This window comes from Parahaemophilus parainfluenzae, from assembly GCF_001053575.1.
In the GTDB taxonomy this organism is placed as follows: domain Bacteria; phylum Pseudomonadota; class Gammaproteobacteria; order Enterobacterales; family Pasteurellaceae; genus Haemophilus_D; species Haemophilus_D parainfluenzae_S.
This window is the reverse complement of record NZ_JVSL01000037.1, coordinates 98,749-121,685: the sequence shown is the minus strand read 5'-3', so window position 1 is coordinate 121,685 and position 22,937 is coordinate 98,749. Positions and strand designations below refer to the sequence as shown.

General features: G+C 39.1%; 22 protein-coding genes. 14 read left to right on the top strand and 8 right to left on the bottom strand.

The window, feature by feature from the left end; all coding sequences use genetic code 11:
• Positions 1–18: 18 nt before the first annotated feature.
• The 8 genes from atpB to AC979_RS08080 are packed head-to-tail and all read left to right on the top strand — an operon-like array spanning position 19 to position 6,475.
• Positions 19–807, top strand: coding sequence for a F0F1 ATP synthase subunit A (gene atpB, locus AC979_RS08115; protein ID WP_014064469.1), 789 nt, complete (start codon positions 19–21; stop codon positions 805–807).
• A 56-nt stretch (positions 808–863) separates the two neighbouring features.
• The gene (gene atpE, locus AC979_RS08110) at positions 864–1,118 is read left to right on the top strand and encodes a F0F1 ATP synthase subunit C (protein WP_005629249.1); all 255 of its coding nucleotides are present in this window, start codon (positions 864–866) and stop codon (positions 1,116–1,118) included.
• 49 nt (positions 1,119–1,167) lie between these two features.
• The gene (atpF, locus tag AC979_RS08105) at positions 1,168–1,638 is read left to right on the top strand and encodes a F0F1 ATP synthase subunit B (protein ID WP_005699161.1); all 471 of its coding nucleotides are present in this window, start codon (positions 1,168–1,170) and stop codon (positions 1,636–1,638) included.
• A 12-nt stretch (positions 1,639–1,650) separates the two neighbouring features.
• A complete protein-coding gene (gene atpH, locus AC979_RS08100) occupies positions 1,651–2,184 on the top strand; it encodes a F0F1 ATP synthase subunit delta (RefSeq protein ID WP_014064468.1) in 534 nt (177 codons plus the stop codon).
• A gap of 12 nt (positions 2,185–2,196) precedes the next feature.
• The gene (gene atpA, locus AC979_RS08095; protein WP_049365101.1) at positions 2,197–3,738 is read left to right on the top strand and encodes a F0F1 ATP synthase subunit alpha; all 1,542 of its coding nucleotides are present in this window, start codon (positions 2,197–2,199) and stop codon (positions 3,736–3,738) included.
• A gap of 18 nt (positions 3,739–3,756) precedes the next feature.
• The gene (atpG, locus tag AC979_RS08090) at positions 3,757–4,626 is read left to right on the top strand and encodes a F0F1 ATP synthase subunit gamma (RefSeq protein ID WP_049373775.1); all 870 of its coding nucleotides are present in this window, start codon (positions 3,757–3,759) and stop codon (positions 4,624–4,626) included.
• 16 nt (positions 4,627–4,642) lie between these two features.
• On the top strand, positions 4,643–6,016 hold the full coding sequence (gene atpD / locus AC979_RS08085) for a F0F1 ATP synthase subunit beta (RefSeq protein ID WP_005694944.1): 1,374 nt from the start codon (positions 4,643–4,645) through the stop codon (positions 6,014–6,016).
• Positions 6,017–6,046: 30 nt separating this feature from the next.
• Entirely contained in the window at positions 6,047–6,475 is a 429-nt protein-coding gene (locus AC979_RS08080) for a F0F1 ATP synthase subunit epsilon (protein ID WP_005699104.1), read from the top strand.
• A gap of 49 nt (positions 6,476–6,524) precedes the next feature.
• Here the strand turns inward: AC979_RS08080 and ilvA are convergent, their stop codons facing one another.
• From ilvA to AC979_RS08050, 6 genes are all read right to left on the bottom strand, one after another.
• Positions 6,525–8,066: a threonine ammonia-lyase, biosynthetic gene (gene ilvA, locus AC979_RS08075; protein WP_049370022.1), complete on the bottom strand. Its 1,542-nt coding sequence runs from the start codon at positions 8,064–8,066 to the stop codon at positions 6,525–6,527.
• 84 nt (positions 8,067–8,150) lie between these two features.
• Positions 8,151–9,989: a dihydroxy-acid dehydratase gene (gene ilvD / locus AC979_RS08070; protein ID WP_049373774.1), complete on the bottom strand. Its 1,839-nt coding sequence runs from the start codon at positions 9,987–9,989 to the stop codon at positions 8,151–8,153.
• Between the two features lie 36 nt (positions 9,990–10,025).
• Positions 10,026–10,661 (bottom strand): hypothetical protein, encoded by a 636-nt coding sequence (locus AC979_RS08065; protein ID WP_049365104.1) that lies wholly within the window; start codon positions 10,659–10,661, stop codon positions 10,026–10,028.
• A complete protein-coding gene (gene ilvM, locus AC979_RS08060) occupies positions 10,661–10,879 on the bottom strand; it encodes an acetolactate synthase 2 small subunit (protein ID WP_049373773.1) in 219 nt (72 codons plus the stop codon). Before ilvM ends, AC979_RS08065 begins: the two co-directional genes overlap by 1 nt.
• Before the next feature lies 1 nt (position 10,880).
• Entirely contained in the window at positions 10,881–12,536 is a 1,656-nt protein-coding gene (gene ilvG / locus AC979_RS08055) for an acetolactate synthase 2 catalytic subunit (RefSeq protein ID WP_049373772.1), read from the bottom strand.
• Positions 12,537–12,719: 183 nt separating this feature from the next.
• On the bottom strand, positions 12,720–13,358 hold the full coding sequence (locus tag AC979_RS08050) for a tellurite resistance TerB family protein (RefSeq protein WP_049373771.1): 639 nt from the start codon (positions 13,356–13,358) through the stop codon (positions 12,720–12,722).
• 159 nt (positions 13,359–13,517) lie between these two features.
• Between AC979_RS08050 and AC979_RS08045 the strand changes: the two genes are divergently transcribed.
• A complete protein-coding gene (locus tag AC979_RS08045; protein WP_049373770.1) occupies positions 13,518–15,032 on the top strand; it encodes a sodium-dependent transporter in 1,515 nt (504 codons plus the stop codon).
• A gap of 2 nt (positions 15,033–15,034) precedes the next feature.
• Positions 15,035–15,133: a methionine/alanine import family NSS transporter small subunit gene (locus tag AC979_RS10340; RefSeq protein WP_032827301.1), complete on the top strand. Its 99-nt coding sequence runs from the start codon at positions 15,035–15,037 to the stop codon at positions 15,131–15,133.
• Between the two features lie 57 nt (positions 15,134–15,190).
• Here the strand turns inward: AC979_RS10340 and cpdB are convergent, their stop codons facing one another.
• Entirely contained in the window at positions 15,191–17,164 is a 1,974-nt protein-coding gene (gene cpdB / locus AC979_RS08035) for a 2',3'-cyclic-nucleotide 2'-phosphodiesterase (RefSeq protein ID WP_049373769.1), read from the bottom strand.
• A gap of 287 nt (positions 17,165–17,451) precedes the next feature.
• Between cpdB and AC979_RS08030 the strand changes: the two genes are divergently transcribed.
• From AC979_RS08030 to AC979_RS08015, 4 genes are all read left to right on the top strand, one after another.
• The gene (locus AC979_RS08030; RefSeq protein WP_049373768.1) at positions 17,452–18,456 is read left to right on the top strand and encodes an ornithine carbamoyltransferase; all 1,005 of its coding nucleotides are present in this window, start codon (positions 17,452–17,454) and stop codon (positions 18,454–18,456) included.
• A gap of 8 nt (positions 18,457–18,464) precedes the next feature.
• On the top strand, positions 18,465–19,397 hold the full coding sequence (gene arcC, locus AC979_RS08025) for a carbamate kinase (protein ID WP_049373767.1): 933 nt from the start codon (positions 18,465–18,467) through the stop codon (positions 19,395–19,397).
• 100 nt (positions 19,398–19,497) lie between these two features.
• Positions 19,498–21,027: a YfcC family protein gene (locus tag AC979_RS08020; protein ID WP_049373766.1), complete on the top strand. Its 1,530-nt coding sequence runs from the start codon at positions 19,498–19,500 to the stop codon at positions 21,025–21,027.
• 78 nt (positions 21,028–21,105) lie between these two features.
• Entirely contained in the window at positions 21,106–21,570 is a 465-nt protein-coding gene (locus AC979_RS08015; protein ID WP_049373765.1) for an Lrp/AsnC family transcriptional regulator, read from the top strand.
• A 36-nt stretch (positions 21,571–21,606) separates the two neighbouring features.
• Here AC979_RS08015 and AC979_RS08010 read toward each other — a convergent pair whose 3' ends face one another.
• On the bottom strand, positions 21,607–22,842 hold the full coding sequence (locus tag AC979_RS08010) for a Zn-dependent hydrolase (protein ID WP_049373764.1): 1,236 nt from the start codon (positions 22,840–22,842) through the stop codon (positions 21,607–21,609).
• Positions 22,843–22,937: the final 95 nt, after the last annotated feature.

The window sequence follows — 22,937 nt, the reverse complement described above, 5'->3', positions numbered from 1 at the left end:
TTCTACAAAGGGTTGACTATGTCTGGACAAACAACTTCCGAATATATTAGTCACCACTTGTCTTTCTTGAAGACAGGTGATGGTTTCTGGAACGTTCACTTCGATACGCTTTTTTTCTCAATTGTATCCGCAGTGATTTTCTTGTTTATCTTTTCTCGTGTTGCAAAAAATGCTACGACAGGCGTACCAGGCAAAATGCAATGTTTGGTTGAAATTGTTGTAGGTTGGGTTGATGGCATTGTGAAAGAAAACTTTCATGGTCCGCGTAATGTGGTCGCACCAATTGCTTTAACCATTTTCTGCTGGGTATTCATTATGAATGCTATCGACTTGATCCCAGTTGATTTTCTTCCTCAATTTGCCGGTCTTTTTGGTATTCATTATTTAAGAGCAGTACCAACAGCAGACATCAGTGCAACATTAGGTATGTCAATCTGTGTATTCTTCCTCATTCTTTTCTATACAATTAAATCAAAAGGTTTTGGTGGTTTAGTTAAAGAATATACACTCCACCCTTTTAATCATTGGGCGTTTATTCCTGTAAACTTTATTCTTGAAACCGTAACTTTATTAGCTAAACCTATTTCTCTTGCTTTCCGTCTTTTCGGTAACATGTATGCAGGGGAATTAATCTTTATTCTTATCGCTGTGATGTACTCTGCAAATGTGGCCATTGCAGCATTGGGAATCCCATTACACCTAGCTTGGGCTATTTTCCATATTTTGGTTATTACGTTACAAGCATTCATCTTTATGATGTTAACGGTGGTTTATTTAAGTATTGCTTATAACAAAGCAGAACATTAATTTTTTTATTAACCGGCTCTAGGGCTAAACTTAACTTCTATCTATTGGAGAACATTATGGAAACTGTAATTACAGCGACAATCATTGGTGCATCAATTCTTCTTGCATTTGCTGCATTAGGTACTGCAATCGGCTTTGCGATCTTAGGTGGTAAATTCTTAGAATCATCTGCTCGTCAACCTGAATTAGCATCTAGCCTACAAACTAAAATGTTTATCGTGGCTGGTCTTTTGGATGCGATTGCAATGATTGCTGTTGGTATTTCATTACTTTTCATTTTCGCAAACCCATTCATCGGTTTATTACACTAATCACCTTATTTGCTTATCAACGTAAAACAAGCATAGTAAGGAGGACGTTGTGAATTTAAATGCAACATTGATTGGTCAACTTATTGCATTCGCACTTTTCGTGTGGTTCTGTATGAAGTTTGTTTGGCCACCAATTATTAATGCGATTGAAACACGTCAAAGCCAAATTGCGAACGCCTTAGCGTCAGCTGAAGCAGCGAAAAAAGAGCAAGCAGATACTAAAAATCTTGTTGAACAAGAACTTTTATCTGCAAAAGTACAAGCTCAAGAAATTTTAGATGCTGCGAATAAACGTCGCAATGAAGTGTTAGACGAAGTGAAGGCAGAAGCTGAAGAACTAAAAGCAAAAATTATTGCTCAAGGTTATGCTGAAGTAGAAGCAGAACGTAAACGTGTTCAAGAAGAATTACGTGTTAAAGTTGCTTCATTAGCAGTAGCGGGTGCTGAGAAAATTGTGGGTCGTTCTATTGATGAAGCGGCAAACAATGACATTATTGATAAATTAGTTGCAGAGTTATAAGAGGCTTAGCTTATGTCAGAATTAACTACAATAGCTCGCCCTTATGCAAAAGCTGCATTCGACTTTGCCATTGAACAAAGTGCGGTTGAAAAATGGACTGAAATGTTAGGTTTTGCTGCAGCCGTAGCTGAAGATGAAACGGTAAAAGCTTACTTAAGTAGTTCTCTTTCTGCACAGAAATTAGCTGATACAGTAATTTCTATTTGTGGCGAACAATTGGATCAATATGGGCAAAATCTTATTCGGTTAATGGCTGAAAATAAGCGTTTGAGTGCGATTCCTACCGTGTTTGAAGAATTTAAACATTATGTGGAAGAACATCAAGCTATTGCAGAGGTTGAAGTAACTTCTGCACAACCATTGAATGCAACACAAATCGAAAAAATTGCAGCTGCAATGGAAAAAAGATTAGCTCGCAAAGTGAAATTAAATTGCAATGTAGATAGCTCACTGATTGCCGGTGTAGTGATTCGTACAGAAGATTTTGTGATTGACGGAAGTAGTCGTGGACAACTTGCTCGTCTCGCAAATGAGTTGCAATTATAAGAGGAATACAAGATGCAACTAAATTCAACTGAAATTAGTGAATTGATTAAAAAACGCATCGCTCAATTTGACGTGGTGAGCGAAGCCCGTAATACAGGGACAATTGTTTCTGTAAGTGACGGGATTATTCGTATTCATGGCTTAAGCGATGTGATGCAAGGCGAAATGATCGCCTTACCAGGCAACCGTTACGCAATGGCACTTAACCTTGAACGTGATTCTGTTGGTGCGGTAGTAATGGGTCCTTACGCAGATTTAGCGGAAGGTATGGAAGTACAATGTACTGGCCGTATTCTTGAAGTACCAGTTGGTCGTGGTTTATTAGGTCGTGTGGTAAATACACTTGGTCAACCAATCGATGGTAAAGGTGAAATTGAAAACGATGGTTTCTCTCCTGTTGAAGTTATTGCACCAGGTGTTATCGATCGTAAATCTGTTGATCAGCCTGTACAAACTGGTTATAAAGCGGTTGACTCCATGGTTCCAATCGGTCGTGGTCAACGTGAGTTAATCATCGGTGACCGTCAAACGGGTAAAACAGCATTAGCAATCGACGCAATCATTAACCAACGCGATTCAGGTATTAAATGTATCTATGTAGCGATCGGTCAAAAAGCTTCGACTATTGCAAACGTAGTACGTAAATTAGAAGAGCACGGTGCGCTTGAAAACACTATCGTTGTTGCGGCATCAGCATCTGAATCAGCAGCGTTACAATATTTAGCGCCTTATGCTGGTTGTGCAATGGGTGAATATTTCCGTGATCGCGGTGAAGATGCGTTAATCGTTTACGATGACTTATCAAAACAAGCTGTTGCTTATCGTCAAATTTCATTATTATTACGTCGTCCACCAGGTCGTGAAGCCTATCCAGGTGACGTATTCTATCTACACTCACGTTTACTTGAACGTGCAGCACGTGTAAATGAAGAATACGTAGAAAAATTCACTCAAGGTGCAGTAAAAGGAAAAACAGGTTCTTTAACCGCTCTTCCAATTATTGAAACTCAAGCAGGTGATGTTTCAGCATTCGTTCCAACCAACGTAATTTCGATTACCGATGGTCAGATTTTCTTAGAATCTAACTTATTTAACTCTGGTATTCGTCCAGCGGTAAACCCTGGTATTTCGGTATCTCGTGTGGGTGGTTCTGCACAAACTAAAGTAGTGAAAAAATTAGCTGGTGGTATCCGTACCGCATTAGCTCAATATCGTGAATTAGCGGCGTTTGCTCAGTTCGCATCTGACCTTGACGATGCTACCCGCAAACAACTTTCTCACGGTGAAAAAGTCACTGAATTATTGAAACAAAAACAATATGTACCGCTTAGCGTAGCAGAGCAATCTGTGTTGCTTTTTGCGGTTGAGTTTGGCTATTTAGAAGATGTGGAATTGCAAAAAATTGCAAGTTTTGAAGCCGCACTTTTAGATTACGCTCGCCGTAACCACAGTGAGTTTATGGCTGAATTGACCAAAACCGGTAATTACAATGATGAAGTTAAAGCATCATTGAAATCGATTTTGGATAACTTTAAAGCCAACAGCGCGTGGTAAAAGTAACGGAGAAATAAGATGGCAGGTGCAAAAGAGATAAAAACCAAAATTGCCAGTGTACAAAGTACACAAAAAATTACAAAGGCAATGGAAATGGTGGCGACCTCGAAAATGCGTAAAACGCAGGATCGTATGTCGGCTTCTCGTCCGTATTCTGAAACAATACGAAATGTTATCAGCCACGTCTCTAAAGCAAGTGTTGGTTATAAACACCCATTTTTAATTCAACGCGAAGTGAAAAAAGTCGGGATCTTATTGGTCTCGACTGACCGCGGAATGTGTGGTGGTTTGAACATTAACTTGTTTAAAACCGTCATGACAGAAATCAAACAATGGAAAGATAAAGGTGTTAATGTTGAATTGGGTTTAATTGGCTCAAAAGGCATTAGCTTCTTCCGTTCATTAGGATTACCTGTTCGTGCACAACTTTCCGGTTTGGGTGATAATCCGACAATGGAAGACTTAATTGGTGTTGCAAACGGTATGTTTGGTAGCTATAAAGACGAAGAAGTAGATGCAGTTTATATTGCCTACAATAAATTCGTTAATACAATGGCACAAAAACCAGTTTATCAACAATTAATACCATTACCGGCATTAGAAACCGATAATTTAGAGCAAAGACAAAGCACCTGGGATTACCTTTACGAGCCAGAGCCAAAAGTCTTATTAGACAGTTTGCTTACTCGTTATTTGGAATCACAAGTGTATCAATCTGTGGTAGATAACCTTGCTTCCGAGCAAGCTGCTAGAATGGTAGCAATGAAAGCGGCAACTGATAATGCAGGTAATTTAATAAATGACTTGCGATTAGTTTACAATAAAGCCCGTCAAGCAAGTATTACAAATGAATTAAACGAAATCGTCGCCGGCGCGGCAGCGATTTAATGAAAGAGGAACGGTAATGTCAGCAGGAAAAATTGTACAAATCATCGGTGCGGTGATTGACGTTGAATTCCCACAAGATGCAGTACCAAAAGTTTACGATGCATTAAAAGTTGAATCAGGTTTAACCCTTGAAGTTCAACAACAATTAGGTGGCGGTGTAGTTCGCTGTATCGCATTAGGTACATCTGACGGCTTAAAACGTGGCTTAAAAGTAGAAAATACGGGTAACCCGATTCAAGTTCCAGTAGGGACTAAAACGTTAGGCCGTATTATGAACGTATTAGGTGAACCAATCGATGAGCAAGGTGAAATTGGTGCGGAAGAAAATTGGTCTATTCACCGTCCGGCACCAAGCTACGAAGAACAATCTAACAGTACGGAATTATTAGAAACTGGTATCAAAGTTATCGACTTAATTTGTCCATTCGCAAAAGGTGGTAAAGTAGGTCTATTCGGTGGTGCGGGTGTAGGTAAAACCGTTAACATGATGGAATTAATCCGTAATATCGCGATTGAGCACTCAGGTTACTCCGTATTTGCGGGTGTAGGTGAACGTACTCGTGAAGGTAACGACTTCTATCATGAAATGAAAGATTCTAACGTATTAGATAAAGTATCGTTAGTTTACGGACAAATGAATGAGCCACCAGGTAACCGTTTACGTGTTGCGTTAACCGGTTTAACTATGGCAGAGAAATTCCGTGACGAAGGTCGTGATGTTTTATTCTTCGTGGATAATATCTACCGTTATACCCTTGCTGGTACTGAAGTATCTGCGTTATTAGGTCGTATGCCATCTGCGGTAGGTTACCAACCAACATTAGCAGAAGAAATGGGTGTGTTACAAGAGCGTATCACTTCAACCAAAACAGGTTCTATTACCTCTGTTCAAGCGGTATACGTACCTGCGGATGACTTAACTGACCCATCTCCGGCAACAACCTTCGCGCACTTAGACTCAACAGTTGTATTAAGTCGTCAAATTGCGTCTTTAGGTATTTATCCTGCGGTTGACCCATTAGATTCAACTTCACGTCAATTAGACCCACTCGTTGTTGGTCAAGAGCACTATGATGTAGCGCGTGGCGTACAAGGTATCTTACAACGTTATAAAGAATTAAAAGATATTATCGCAATTCTTGGTATGGACGAGTTATCTGAAGATGACAAACTTGTGGTAGCACGTGCACGTAAAATTGAACGTTTCTTATCACAACCGTTCTTCGTTGCTGAGGTATTTAACGGTACTCCAGGTAAATACGTTTCTTTAAAAGAAACTATCCGCGGCTTTAAAGGTATTTTAAACGGCGAATACGACCATATTCCAGAACAAGCGTTCTACATGGTCGGTACAATCGACGAAGCGCTAGAAAAAGCCAAAAATATGTAATCACTTCAAGTCATTTGAAGGAGAACAAAAATGGCGACATTTAACCTAATAATAGTCAGCGCAGAGCGAAAAATCTTTGAAGGTGCTGTGAAACAAATCCAAGCAACAGGTGTGGAAGGTGAACTTGGTATTTTACCAAACCACACCCCTTTGATGACGGCGATTAAGCCAGGGATTGTTAAATTCACTCTTGAAGATGGCAATGAAGAAGTTATCTATGTTTCAGGTGGCTTCTTAGAAGTTCAACCTAAAGTAGTAACGGTACTTGCCGATGTTGCAATTCGCGGTAGCGAGTTAGATGCAGATCGTATTCGTGAAGCAAAACGTAAAGCGGAAGAAAATATTGTGAATCACGCTGTTGATGTGGATCATGATTTACTTGTAGCTAAACTTTCTAAAGAGTTAGCGAAACTTCGTGCTTACGAACTTACTGAAAAACTCGTTAAATCAAAACGATAAGTTAATGATAATAAAAAAGAGCGGTTATTTTGACCGCTCTTTTTGTTTTTTATCGTAAGAAATATCGATACGCTTTACTTTCACTCACATCTTCATAAACATAGCCGAGTTCAGCTAAAGCTTTTTCAAATTCTGCGTTATCTTTTTCGCCTAATTGGAAAGCTGCAAGAATATTACCGTAATCGGCTCCATGCGCACGATAATGGAATAATGAAATATTCCAACGTTTACCCAAAATTTCTAAGAATTTAAGTAAAGCGCCTTTTTGTTCTGGAAATTCAAAGCTATAAAGTCTTTCATGATGACTAGAAACTCGTCCACCCATTAAATAACGCACGTGAGTTTTCGCAATATCATCATCAGACATATCTTCTACATCAAAGCCATTTTTCGTTAAATCAGCAATAATTTCCGATTTTTCAGCTTCATTAGCCGTGCGCACACCAACGAAAATACAGGCTTTTTGATTATCTGCATAACGATAACTGAATTCTGTTACTGCACGGTTGCCGATGACATGGGCAAATTTTAAGAAGCTGCCTGGTTGTTCAGACATCGTTACCGCCAATAAAGCCTCACGGTTTTCACCAATTTCACAACGTTCTGAAACATAACGCAATGTATGGAAGTTAAGGTTAGCGCCAGATAGAATTGCCGCCATATTTTTGCCTTCCAGATTGTTTTGTTTCACATATTTCTTCAAACCAGCTAATCCTAAGGCACCAGATGGCTCAGCAACAGCACGCACGTTTTCGAATAAATCTTTCATTGCCGCACAAACTTCATCGCTGTCTACTAATACCATACCGTCTAAATATTTTTGACATAAACGGAATGTTTCATCACCAATACGTTTTACTGCTACGCCATCGGCAAATAGCCCAACATGTGCTAGATCTGTAGGTTCTCCTTTTTCTAAGGCGGCATTCAAACAAGCTGAATCTTTGGACTCGACACCAATGACTTTGATTTCCGGCATGAATTGTTTGAGTAAAATGGCTACGCCAGCGGCGAGACCACCGCCTCCGACTTGCACAAAGACATAATCTAAATCGGCAACTTGTTGCAACATTTCCATCGCCAATGTGCCTTGACCGGCGATAACCAATGGATGATCAAACGGCGGAATAAATGTCATATGTTTAGATTTTGAAAGCTCAATAGCTTTAGCTTTTGCTTCATCAAAATTGGCTCCGTGTAACAACACTTCACCACCAAAACCACGAACGGCATCCACTTTAATGCTCGGTGTATTTTGTGGCATAACAATTAATGCTTTTAAGCCAAGTTGTTTAGCGGATAGAGCAACACCTTGTGCATGGTTACCCGCGGAAGCAGCAATGACACCAGCCTGTTTTTGTTCATCAGAAAGGCTGGAAATCATTGCATAAGCACCACGAAGCTTAAAGCTATTTACTGGCTGGCGGTCTTCACGCTTAATCCAAATATTATTATGTAGTCGCTCGGATAATTTTTCCATTTTTTGTAGCGGGGTTACAGTAGCGGCTTCATATACTCTGGAGCCAAGTTTAACAATCGCGTTAATGTAATCCGATTGAGAGGGTTGAGGATTGGTGAGTAGGTTTTTCATGATATTTGTTGTTTATGATGAAGTGCGGGTAATTTTTTCTTTGTTTTATTTCTCCCTCTCATAAAAGAGAGGGAGAATCATACACTATTTTAAAAGTGTTTTATCACGAACGGCACCTTTATCCGCAGAAGTGGCGAAGTGGCCAAATACTTTTAATGCAAAAGACACTTCACGTTCACGGTTAGCTGGTTGCCAGCCTTTGGCATCTTGCTCGGTACGGCGTTTTGCTAATTCTTCATCGCTGATTTTGAGATTAATCGCGCGATTTGGAATATCGATTTCGATAATATCATCATCATGTACTAAGCCGATCGCACCGCCAGAAGCTGCTTCAGGAGAAGCGTGACCGATAGATAAACCAGATGTACCGCCAGAGAAGCGACCATCTGTTAATAAGGCACATTTCTTACCTAAGCCCATGGATTTTAAGTAGCTGGTTGGATACAACATTTCTTGCATACCAGGGCCACCTTTTGGACCTTCATAGCGGATGACTACCACATGGCCTTCTTTCACTTTGCCACCTAAAATACCGGCTACCGCATCTTCTTGGCTTTCAAATACGATTGCACGACCGGTGAATTTCCAGATAGACTCATCCACACCTGCAGTTTTTACTATACAACCGTCTTTTGCGATGTTACCAAATAATACAGCTAAGCCGCCTTCTTGAGATATCGCATTTTCTTTATTACGAATACAACCGCCTACACGGTCATCATCTACGCTATCCCAACGGCAATCTTGTGAAAAGGCTTGCGTGGTGCGAATACCTGCAGGACCTGCACGGAAGAATTTGTGTAGTTCTTCATCTTTATTACGAATGATATCGTATTGATTTAATTGCTCTTCTAAAGTCATACCTAACACAGTTTTGGTGTTACGGTGGATTAATCCTGCGCGATCTAATTCACCTAATAATCCCATAATCCCACCTGCACGGTGTACATCTTCCATGTGGTATTTATTGGTGTTTGGTGCAATTTTGCTTAAGCAAGGCACAACGCGTGATAAGCGGTCAATATCCGCCATTTTGAAATCTACACCCGCTTCTTGAGCAGCCGCTAATAAGTGTAAAACGGTATTACTTGAACCACCCATCGCAATATCTAAACTCATTGCATTTTCAAAGGCTTCAAAGATGCCGATTGAACGTGGTAATACGCTTTCATCGTCTTGCTCGTAATAGCGTTTGCAAAGTTCAACAATTTGACGACCTGCTTGTAAGAATAATTCTTTACGGTCAGCATGGGTCGCCAACATCGAGCCATTGCCAGGTAAAGATAAACCTAAGGCTTCGGTTAAGCAGTTCATTGAGTTAGCAGTAAACATCCCTGAGCAAGAACCACAAGTAGGGCAAGCACTGCGCTCAATGGCATCAACATCTTTGTCGCTGACATTCACATCAGCGCTTTGGATCATGGCATCAATTAAGTCTAATTTGATGAGCTGGTCGGAAAGTTTGGTTTTACCCGCTTCCATCGGACCACCTGAAACGAATATGGTTGGAATGTTTAAACGCATTGCTGCCATCAACATTCCCGGGGTGATTTTGTCACAGTTGGAAATACACACCATCGCATCAGCACAGTGAGCATTAACCATATATTCCACGCTGTCCGCGATTAAATCACGGCTCGGTAAGGAATAAAGCATGCCTCCGTGACCCATCGCGATCCCATCATCTACTGCGATGGTGTTAAATTCTTTTGCCACGCCGCCGGCTTTTTCAATTTCAGCCGCGACTAGTTGACCCATGTCTTTTAAATGAACATGCCCTGGTACAAATTGGGTGAATGAGTTCACCACCGCAATAATCGGTTTACCAAAGTCATTTTCTTTCATCCCTGTTGCACGCCATAAGGCACGTGCACCCGCCATATTACGACCTTGTGTACTGGTCGCTGAACGTAGTTTTGGCATAAATAATCTCTCCAAGTAAATTTTTAGGGTTTGTTTTTATTTTCCAGATAAAGACTGAATTGCATAAAAAGGTAATGAGATAATTGCTAACGGTACAAAAATAATCATTGCCGCTGATGCTCGTCCAGCTACTGTAACGTTATCCTCTGTTGCTTCAGCACTGAATCTTTTTTCTTGACGATATTCTAAGTACTTAGTTTCTAAAGGTTTAATCAATTTAGCTTTTTTCAAAATCTCATTTTTGTTTTTAATATCAACAATTTCACCATCTTCCATTCTAAAAAATATATTATGCTCCTGCATATTGTGATAATTTTGTCCATAGAGCTCATTAGATTGCTTTTGAGTAAGCTCTTTATCATTAAAATATAGTGTTAATGTAGCTTTCACTTTGTTTTTTTCAACATTTTTAGCGATAGAATGAATTTTCACAGATGATATGTTTTTTACATAAGGTGATCGTAAGATACGAATTAAATCTCCAGTTTCACTATATTTTGAACCGGCAAAGTGATAACTATTAAGTTGCCCTATAGCATAAATGTTGTCTTCTGCTATAAAGAAAGAGTGTATTACTTCTTTTTGAGAAGATAGTTCTTTATCTTGTAATGAAGTGCATCCAAATAGTACGAAAGTAATAAGTAATTCCAATAACAAACGTATATTTTTCATTATTTTATCTCCAGCACATCCGGCAATTTTGCTAACTGATTAACCAACAGATCAAAAGTGCGGTCAGATTTTACAGTGATTTTTATCTGAACTTTAGTTTCTACCAATGCCATATCCATATTAGTCACAGTAAAGCCACGTAAACGAATAACGCGTAATATGCGTTCTAAAACCTCTGGACGATGTTGAGCAGTCAATTCAAAAGTATAGTGATTCATCTTAAATTTCCTCCAACATATCAGCATTACACGCACCTGGTGGGACTAATGGCCATACGCATTCCTCCGGAGGAATGCATACTTGTAGTAAATAAGCGGTTTCGCTATTTAATAAGCGATTAAGTGCTTCATCCACCTCATCAGCACGCTCAATGCGTTCAGCTGGAATATCAAAGGCTTTCGCCAGCATCACGAAATCAGGGTTATCTTCTAAAATGGTTTCTGAACGGCGTTTGTTCCAGAAAAGGTCTTGCCATTGACGCACCATACCAAGACGTTGGTTATCTAACAGCAAAATTTTTACCGGTAATTTGCCGCGTTTGATTGAACCTAATTCTTGAATGTTCATCATCAATGAACCATCACCTGTCACTAAAATCACTTCATCATGAGGGCGTGCTTTTTTCGCACCCACTGCTGCAGGTAAACCAAATCCCATGGTGCCGAAGCCCGCGGAGGTAATATAGTTTTCTGGTGCGAAATGGCGCATATGTTGCGCAGACCACATTTGATGTTGGCCCACATCGGTACAAATCACCGCATTTTGTGGTTTACGCTGAGAAAGCGTGTTGAGCAACGACCAAGGGTCAATAGGTCGGTTGCCTGCATTGTCGATATAAGTGAAATCGAGTTTGGCTTTCAATGCTTGAATGTGTGCTCGCCAATCGTCAATTGCAAGAGGGATACTTAAAGCCTCTAAAGCTTGAATTAAATCTCCTTGAAGGGCAACATTTGCCACACGAAGTTTGTTGATTTCTGCTGCATCAATATCACAATGAATCACCTTCGCGTGTGGTGCAAAACTGTCTAATTTACCGGTCACACGGTCATCAAAACGTGCACCGCATACTAACAATAAATCACATTCTTGTACGGCAACATTTGCGGCTCTTGTGCCATGCATACCAATCATGCCCATATAAACGGGATCGGTTGGGTCAATTGAACCTAAACCTTTTAATGTTGAAACGGATGGCATTTTGGTGATTTGTAGGAATTTTTTGACCGCCTGTGTGGCTTTTGCCATACCTACACCACCACCTACATAAAGCACTGGTTTTTTAGCTTGTGCCAATAATGCTTTTGCTTCAGCTAATTTTAATTCTGAAAGTGCGGTTGGTTTTACGATAGGTTTGACAATAGGTTTGATATGTTCAGGTACATCGCTCACTTGGATGTTGCGAGGCACATCGATGAGAACTGGACCAGGTCTGCCACTTTGTGCAATTTGAAAAGCAGAGGCAATAATTTCGGGGAGTTCTTCGATGGATTGCACAATGTAGCTGTGTTTGGTACAAGCTAGGGATAAGCCTAAAACATCGGCTTCTTGGAAAGCATCGGTACCGATAAGAGGGGCGGCGACTTGGCCAGTAAATGCCACGATTGGCACAGAATCAGCAAAGGCATCGCCTAAACCGGTAATTAAATTGGTGGCACCAGGGCCTGACGTTGCGACACAAACGCCGACTTTGCCTGTGGAGCGAGCATAACCAATTGCGGCTATCGCGGCACCTTGTTCATTACGACAAAGGAGATGGTCAAGACCTGAGTCATAGATGGCATCATAGGTTGGCATGATTGCCCCGCCTGGGTAGCCGAAAAGATCGGTTACACCGTGCGCTTTTAAACATTCGATAATGAGTTGTGCGCCTGTCATGTTGCTTCCCGTTTTTATGATTATTAAATAATTTTATGAATATTGAAGTTCAGCATTGTAGCGGAATTTTTCGCCTTTGGTTAGGTTTTCGCGAAAAAACAAATGAAAAAAACACGATAACTAAGATTATCGTGTTTTTTGATAAGAAGTGCGGTCAGAAAACGCGATGTTTTCTACACAAAATTAGAAGCCTGCTTGTTTTTCTAATTGTTCAACAAGCGCATCATCTAAACCTAACGCTTGAGCTAAATCTGCTAAGAAAATGATTTCTTTGCGAGATAAATCTTTGCTTACTAAGCGAGCTGCTAAGTACACATTACTTGCAAGTGCAGTATCGTTACCTACAAGACGTGCAATCTCGTTGATAGAAATTGGATTTTGAATTTCTTGTTCAAGCCATTGCGCTAATTCAGGGTTGTTGCCTGCTTCATTTGCGATAGTTTGTTTTTCATCTTCAGTGATTTCACCGTCTGCTGCCGCTGCGGCGATCATAGTACGTAAAATTAATTCACCCGCATCGACATGGCTTGATGAATTTAATACATCAAATGCATTTTCTGAAATGTTTAGTTGGCTATTTTGTTGGGATTTTTGATAGTTTTGGTACGCTTGGTAAGCAAGGTTACCTAAAACGGCAAGTGAGCCTAATTTTGCTAAGCTTGCACCGCCGCTACGGCCTAAAATCATTGATAAAATACCGCCTAATGCTGCACCACCGCCTACTTTGGTGAGAGAGTCGATTGTTTGGTTGCCGGTTTCAAGTTTGCTTGCAGAGTTTTTAGCCACATCTAAAACTTGATTTAAAATGCTGTTGAGATCCATAAATGTTTCCTTTTGGTTGTTAATAGAGATTAAATTCGGCCTTTGGACAGTGATTTTTAAAAAAAATTCATTATTTTTAACCGCACTTTAAATCAAATTCTTGACTCGGTTTTAGAATTCATTATATTGAAATCTTTCTTCATTCAAAAGGAACTTAATATGACGCAGTCAAACGCAAAGCGTGAGACCTTCTCTGGTCGGAAAGCATTTATTATGGCGGCGATTGGATCCGCTGTTGGCTTAGGAAACATCTGGCGTTTCCCTTATACCACTTATGAAAACGGTGGCGGTGCATTTATTATCCCTTACCTTATTGCACTTTTAACCGCCGGTATTCCATTGCTTTTCTTAGATTACGCAATCGGTCATCGCCATCGTGGTGGTGCTCCTCTTTCTTATCGTCGCTTTAACCCACACTTTGAAGTGTTTGGTTGGTGGCAAGTAATGGTGAACGTCATCATCGGTCTTTACTACGCGGTAGTATTAGGTTGGGCGGCAAGCTATACCTATTTCTCACTTAATTCTGCTTGGGGCGACCAACCGATTGATTTCTTCCTACACGAATTCTTAAAAATGGGCGATATCAGCAATGGTGTGAGCTTTGAGTTTGTCGGCATGGTAACTGGTCCATTAATTGCTGTGTGGTTGGTGGCGTTAGGTGTGCTTTCTTTAGGTATTCAAAAAGGGATTTCTAAATCTTCAGATATCTTAATGCCTGTTTTAGTGGTGATGTTTGTGGCGTTGGTAGTTTATTCTTTATTCTTACCAGGTGCAGAAAAAGGCTTAAACGCACTATTTACACCAGACTGGTCAAAACTCTCTAATCCGAGCGTGTGGATTGCGGCTTATGGTCAAATATTCTTCTCTCTTTCCATCTGTTTCGGGATTATGATTACGTATGCATCGTACTTGAAAAAAGATTCTGATTTAACAGGTAGCGGCTTAGTTGTTGGTTTTGCGAACTCAAGTTTTGAAGTGCTTGCCGGTATCGGTGTATTTGCGGCATTAGGTTTCATCGCAACTGCGCAAGGTGTAGAAGTAAGCGAAGTGGCAAAAGGTGGTATTGGTTTAGCCTTCTTTGCATTCCCAACTATTATTAATAAAGCACCATTCGGTGAAGTATTAGGGGTATTGTTCTTCGGTTCATTAACCTTTGCGGCATTAACCTCATTTATATCTGTTATTGAAGTAATCATTTCAGCGATTCAAGATAAACTCCGTTTACGTCGAGCAAAAGCGACCTTCGTTGTTGGTTTACCAATGATGGTTGTATCAGTCATTTTATTTGGTACAACAACTGGCTTACCAATGCTTGATGTATTAGATAAATTCGTAAACTACTTCGGTATTGTAGCAGTGGCATTTGTTTCATTAATTGTGATTGTAGCAAATGAAAAATTAGGCTTATTAGGCAACCACTTAAATCAAAGCTCTTCATTCAAAGTCGGTTTCCTATGGCGTTTATGCATTGTCATCACAACTGGTATTCTTGCCTTTATGTTATTGAGTGAAGGTGCGAAAGTATTTACAGAAGGTTATGAAGGCTATCCAAGCTGGTTTGTAAATATCTTTGGTTGGGGTATGGCAATTTCGCTAGTGGTTGTTTCGTTCATTCTTTCTCGTTTAAAATGGAAAAATGAAGACAACTTCAAGCTTGAAGAAAAAGGAGAATAAAGATGACAAGTATTGCAATTACAATGATGATTGTGGCGCTTTTTGTGATTTGGGGCGGCTTGATCTTTTCCTTAATCAGACTTCCAAAAGAAGAAAAATAAGGTCAAAATTGACCGCACTTTGAAATAAGTAGGGCGTGCTGAGCACGCCCTTTTTTGTTATTTCGATAAATCAATTTGATATACCGCAAAGCCCACGTCATCGGTGCCGACTTTCTTCATTGGGTATTGCGCATTGTCTTGAATGAATTTTGCCGCTTGTTCGCTTGGTGAGGTTTCAAAACGTACATCTAATTTATCGTTACCTTTAATCGGTGCAAAGCGCCAGTTTTTATCCGCACTTGGGTTTACATGGCCATTTTTTTCGCTTTCTGCTTTGATGTAATCCGCAAGAATTTGGCGGTTTTCATCTGGAGAAGCGTAAACAATGTGCGCATCGCCTGTGCCTGGGAATTTATTACCGTAAGCACGATAGTTATTAGTCGCAATTAAGAATTCTGCTTTTGGATCAACTGGTTTACCTTGGTAGGTTAAATTCACCACACGGTGTGAATTCGGATTAATCAATTTACATTCGCCGTCATAACGCGGTGGTTGAGTGAGGTCGAATTCATAATTTACGCCGTCAATCACATCGTAGTTATAAGTACGGAAACCGTCCCAATCAAGTAAAGATTGTGGTTTGTCGCTGGTAGGATCGATTTGTTTGAACATACCTGCGCTACATTCTAACCACTCTTTCAGTTCTTCACCGGTTGCTTTGACAACAACTAAGGTATTTGGATAGAGGTATAAATCTGCTGCATTACGGAACGTTAATTCACCTTTGTTAACTTCAGTATAGCCCGTTGGGTCATTTTTACGTCCGCCTGCTTTAAATGGTGCGCCTGCACTTAAAATTGGTAAGCCCGCCATTGCTGCAACACTTGGTGCTACTTTTTCAACGTAAGCTTTTTGTGCTTGGTTCACAATTTGAATGGTTGGGTCATCTTGCACTAGGGCTAAGTAGCTATACATGTTATCTGTCGCTTTACCGATTGGCTGTGCCACGAATTCACGGGTGGCTTCATGCACAGGTTTTAAAAGTGCGGTCAATTCGGCATCACTTTCTGTGGTCGCTTTTTTGTTTTCTGCATCGTAAATTGGACGAAGTACCGCTTTACCATCAGCCACTAACCATTTGCCGTTGTGTTGAGCAAGGGTTAAGTCGATTACACTAATGTTGTTTGCCCAGTAGCCCGCCATACTTTCAGGTACGCCTTTTACGGTTCCTTTAGCAATATCTGCATTTGGTGATTTGGCGAACTCTTTGTTTGGGAATAAACGGTGAGAGTGACCGAAAACAATCGCGTCAATGTGTGGTACATCAGCAAGGTAGAATGCTGAGTTTTCTGCACCTTCTTGATATGGCTCATCTGATGGGCCTGTGTGAGCAAGTGCCACAATAATATCGGCGCCTTTTTGTTTCATTTCTGGCACATATTTTTGTGCGGTTTTCACGATATCGCGCGTTTCAACTTTGCCTTGTAAATTTGCTTTATCCCACACCATAATTTGTGGTGGTACAAAACCGATATAACCAATGTTTAGTTTGTGCTTTTTACCTTGGCTATCCACCACTTCTTTGGTTTGAATCACATAAGGTGTGAAATAGGGCTCTTCAGTACCGACTTTCACTACGTTAGCATTGATGATAGGGAATTTCGCTTGTTTAATCGCATCGGCTAAATAATCTAAGCCATAGTTAAATTCGTGGTTACCTAATGTGCCCACTTCATAGTGCATTGCATTTAAGCAATCTACGGCTGGGTTTGGTTTGCCTTCTTTATAACCTTTCGCGGCTTGATAGTCAGCAATTGGGTTACCTTGGATTAAGTCACCGTTATCAACTAAAACGCTGTTTTTCACCTCTTTACGTGCTTGACGAATCAAGCTTGCTGCACGGGTAAAACCGAATTTCTCAGTAGGTGCATCTTTGTAGTAATCGAAGTCAGTTAAAAAACTGTGAATATCGGTCGTTGCTACGATACGCAAATCGACTTGTGTGTCGCTTTTCGCAAAAGCAAAACGGCTCGCACTCAACGCTAAAATGCTGCTTGCGCCAAGTTGGATGAAATCTCTTCTGTTGATCATATGTGCTCCTGTAGTGTGAGAATCGACGGGATTTTAAATCTCTTTTACATATAAAGAAAGCGCAATATAAAGTTCTGAAATGAAGTGTGATACACATCACAAATTAAAAAATGCAAAATAAAATTGCGTCCATTAAATAAAATATTGAATTTTATTGCAAAAATTTACATTTTAAATAAAAACAAGATATCAAATTCGATTTGATTATTTTTAAAATTTGACCATTCACAGTAAGTAGATAAGTGAATACCCACCATTTATTAATGACATAAAATAAGGAGATTACTATGGCTTTCAATCTTAAAAATAGACACCTATTAAGTCTTGTTAATCATTCAGAGCGTGAAATTAAGTATTTACTAGATTTATCCCGCGATTTAAAACGAGCGAAATATGCGGGAACTGAGCAACCTAAACTGCAAGGTAAAAATATCGCATTAATTTTTGAAAAAACCTCAACTCGTACTCGTTGTGCCTTTGAAGTCGCCGCTTATGACCAAGGTGCTCGAGTAACTTATATCGATCCAAACTCCTCTCAAATTGGGCATAAAGAAAGTATGAAAGATACAGCTCGAGTACTTGGAAGAATGTACGATGCAATAGAATATCGTGGATTTAAACAAAGTATTGTTCAAGAGCTTGCTGATTATGCCGGAGTACCTGTTTTTAATGGGTTAACAGATGAATTCCACCCAACACAAATGCTCGCTGATGTGCTTACTATGATTGAAAATTGCGATAAACCATTAAGTGAAATTAGCTACGTATATATTGGTGATGCTCGCAACAATATGGGTAACTCTTTATTGTTGATTGGTGCAAAATTAGGTATGGATGTCCGTATTTGTGGTCCTAAAGCATTATTACCAGATGCTGAGTTAGTAGAATTATGTGAAGGTTTTGCTAAACAAAGTGGAGCAAGAATCACAGTCACTGACGATATTGATAAAGCTGTGAAAGGTGTTGACTTTGTACATACTGACGTTTGGGTTTCAATGGGTGAACCATTAGAAACATGGGGTGATCGTATCCAATTATTATTACCTTACCAAGTGACTCCAGAGTTAATGAAACGCACTGGTAACCCTAAAGTGAAATTTATGCACTGCTTACCAGCGTTCCATAACAGTGAAACCAAAGTGGGTCGTCAAATTGCTGAAAAATATCCTGCTTTAGCAAATGGTATTGAAGTGACTGAAGACGTATTTGAATCGCCAATGAATATTGCTTTTGAGCAAGCTGAAAACCGTATGCATACAATTAAAGCGGTAATGGTAGCAAGTTTAGCTTAGGAGGAATTATGAGAATTGTTATTGCACTAGGTGGTAATGCCTTGTTACGTCGAGGCGAGCCATTAACTGCAGAAAATCAACGACAAAATGTGCGTATTGCTTGTGAGCAAATTGCTAAAATTTATCCAAATAATGAATTAGTTATTGCTCATGGTAATGGTCCTCAAGTTGGTTTACTTGCTTTACAGGGGGCGGCTTACAAGGATGTCCCGACTTATCCATTAGATGTTTTAGGTGCTGAATCTGTAGGAATGATTGGGTATATGATTCAACAAGAATTAGGTAATCTAGTTCCTTTTGAAGTTCCATTTGCCACATTACTTTCCCAAGTTGAAGTAGATATCAATGATCCTGCTTTTAAAAATCCGACAAAACCAATCGGTCCTGTTTATTCTAAAGAAGAAGCAGAGCGTTTAGCAAAAGAAAAAAATTGGTCTATTGCACAAGATGGAGACAAATATCGTCGAGTTGTGCCAAGTCCATTACCTAAACGTATATTCGAAATTCGACCAGTGAAATGGTTGTTAGAAAAAGGCAGCATCGTGATTTGTGCTGGTGGTGGCGGTATCCCGACTTATTATGATGAACAGCATAATTTACAAGGGGTTGAGGCTGTAATTGATAAAGATCTATGTTCTGCATTACTTGCAGAAAATTTAGAAGCAGATCTCTTTGTTATTGCTACCGATGTTTCTGCAACCTTTATTGATTGGGGTAAACCAACGCAAAAAGCTATTGCGGTAGCTTCTCCGGAAGAAATGGAAAAACTTAACTTTGCTGCTGGTTCAATGGGACCAAAAGTTCAAGCTGCTGTTAATTTTGCACGTAACACCGGAAAAGATGCTGTTATTGGTTCTCTTTCTGATATTGTAGATATTGTAAAAGGAAAAGCAGGTACTCGCATTACTAAGAATGCAGACCACATTACCTATTACGATTAATAATATAAAAGAGACGTATCAGTACTAATGAAATTGGCATCGTATTATGTGATGCTATACGGTGCTAATTTATCACACTATGATTAACAAGGAGTTAATTATGGAAGCAGCGAATAAAAAGAAAAGTTTTAGTTTTCCATCAGCATTTACTATTCTTTTCTTCATTTTAATTATTGCTGTAGGGCTTACTTGGGTTATTCCTTCCGGCTCCTACTCTAAATTAACCTATAATATGCAGGATAAGGTTTTTGTTGTTAAGTCTTATGGTGAACAAGATAAAACATATCCCGCAACAGAAAAAACACTGGATGACTTTAACATTAAAATTAAACTCACTAATTTTACTGAAGGTGTAATCAAAAAACCTATCGCCATTCCTGGTTCTTATCAGCGTATCGAGCAACATCATAAAGGTATTCAAGATATTCCAGTCAGTATGGTTGAGGGAACAATTGAAGCTGTCGATGTAATGGTCTTTATCTTCGTCCTTGGAGGTATGATTGGTGTAATAAATCGTACAGGATCGTTTAATGCGGGATTAATGGCTTTAGCAAGAAAAACAAAGGGAAATGAGTTTTTAATAGTATTTAGTGTATCTATTTTGATGCTTCTTGGTGGCACAACTTGTGGTATTGAAGAAGAGGCTGTTGCTTTTTATCCGATTCTGGTACCAGTGTTCTTAGCGTTAGGATATGATGCTATTATTTGTGTCGGGGCTATATTCTTAGCATCATCTATGGGCACGGCTTTCTCAACAATTAACCCATTTTCAGTTGTTATAGCTTCTAATGCAGCAGGAATACAATTCACCGAAGGGATTGGTTTCCGTACTATTGGTTTAGTGCTAGGTGGTCTTTGTGTAATCGCGTACCTATATTGGTATGGTAAAAAAGTGAAGGCAGATCCAAGTTTTTCTTATACTTATGAAGATAGAGATGAATTTCGTCAACGTTATATGAAAAACTTTGATCCAAATGCTGTTATTGAATTCACTTTAAGAAGAAAACTTATACTCATTCTATTCTGTTTAGCGTTCCCAATGATGATTTGGGGGGTTATGGCAGGTGGTTGGTGGTTTCCTCAAATGGCGGCATCATTTCTCTCTTTCACCATTGTTATCATGTTAATCAGTGGTCTAAAAGAGAAAGAAATCGTAGAGTCTTTCACAGAGGGTGCATCTGAACTTGTAGGTGTTTCATTAATCATTGGTCTTGCTCGTGGTGTAAACCTTGTACTAGAACAAGGAATGATTTCTGACACAATCCTAGATTATATGTCTAATCTCGTAAGTGGAATGCCTGGTAGCTTATTTATCCTTGGTCAATTAGTCGTCTTCATTTTCCTTGGACTTATTGTTCCATCATCATCAGGACTTGCAGTGCTATCAATGCCAATTATGGCGCCGTTAGCGGATGCTGTAGGTATTCCTCGTGATATCGTGGTTTCAGCTTATAACTGGGGACAATATGCGATGCTATTCTTAGCACCGACAGGATTAGTACTTGTGACACTTCAAATGTTACACATTCCGTTTAACAAGTGGGTAAAATTTGTTTTACCAATGATTGGATGCTTACTCCTAATTGGCTCGATTTTACTTCTTGTCCAAGTTTCACTTTATGGTTCTTAATAATGAGAAAAAACCGCAGGTAATGCCTGCGGTTTTGTTGTATTATTCTTACCAAAACTCTCATAAAAGGACCTTTATATGAAGAAATGCTTTGATAATATTGATACTCGCATTTTAAAAGCATTACAACGAAATGGACGTTTACAAAATAATGAGTTAGCAAAAGAGATTGGTTTGTCAAATTCTGCCTGTTTACGGCGAGTGAACCAGTTAGAGTATGACGGCGTGATTGATGGCTATGTTGCTCTGTTAAATCCTAAAAAAGTAAATTGTCACCTGATTTCCTATCTCTTAGGTACATTCAATGAAGAAAACCCAGAGCTTAAAGAGCGGTTTATTTTTGAAGTGAAATTAATCCCACAAATTATTGAATGTCATTTTATGGCTGGCAGTTACGACTTCTTACTTAAGCTTTGTGTCTCTGATATTGAAGAACTTAATCATATAAAAAATACCTACCTTACAAATGCAATCGGCATTAAAACATTAAAATCAGAAATCATATTAAAAACAGTAAAATCGACAACGGAGTTGCCTTTATAAAAAAACTCGTATTATTTATACGAGTTTTTATAACAATTAACAAGCTTCAGCCTGTTCTAATATAACTTTTTGTAAAACTTTAATTCCTGCCTCTATATCTTTCCAATCAGTAAATTCAAGAGGGTTATGACTAATTCCCAAATGAGATGGAATAAAAATCATACCTGTCGGACAAAGTGTTGCCATATGCATTGCATCATGTCCAGCACCACTTGGCATTATTTCGTAAGAATAACCAAGGGAATGTGCAGTTTCAGCTATTTGATTTACCATATTTTCAGGTAATGCTATTGGATTATCTTTTGAAATAAGTTGTAACTCAATTAATAATCCTCTTTTTTCTGAAACTTTACTAATTTCCTTTTGTAATAATTCAAATACGGAATCTCTAGCTTGTACATGTGTACCTCGAATATCTACTAATAATTCGCAATATCCTGGCACAACATTCATTACTCCTGGTTTAGCTGTAATATTACCTACAGTAGCTACTGTAGAATGTCCAGCTTGAATAGCAGCTTGCTCAATAGCAAGTGATAACTCAGCTCCTCCTAACAATGCATCATGACGATAATGCATTGCTGTTGCTCCTGAATGATCCGCTTGTCCTTTAATTTTAACAATTGCACGAATCGGAGCAGCAATACCTGTTACAACACCTATTGTTTTTCCTTCATTCTCTAAACGAGGGCCTTGTTCTATATGAAGTTCAAAAAAACATTTAAATTCCTTTGCATCACGTTTTGCTTGATTAACCAAATTAAAATTCATTCCTACTTCAGCCATAGCTTCTGATAAACCCTTTCCTTGTTTATCACGTAACGAACTTAATTTTTCTTGATTTACTATGCCGCACATAACTTTACTACCTAATGTAGCAAAATTAAATCTACTCGATTCTTCACAAGTAAAAATTATCAATTCTAAAGGATAACAAGTCTGAATATTCTGTTCACATAATTGCAAAAGAATTTCCAATCCAGCAACAGATCCCAAAGGACCATCAAATTTACCAGCATTTACAACAGTATCAATATGTGATCCGAATGCAACGGCAGGTAAAAAATCTTCTTTACCTGCCTTACGAATAAAAAGATTTCCAATTGAATCTCGACGAATAGATAAATCATATTTTTTACATAATTCAATAATCATATTATGGGCCTTTTCATCCTCCTCTGTAAAAGCTAAGCGAGTCAGCTCGTTTGGTACTGATGAAATAAAAGCCAGTTTTTCAATTAAATTTTGAACACGATTAAGATTAATTGACATAGTTTTCTCCTGATAAGGTTTATTTTTTGATATCCGTCAAACAATAATAATTTTTCTTTGAAAATTAACCTTCCCTAAGTGTAATATCGATATTG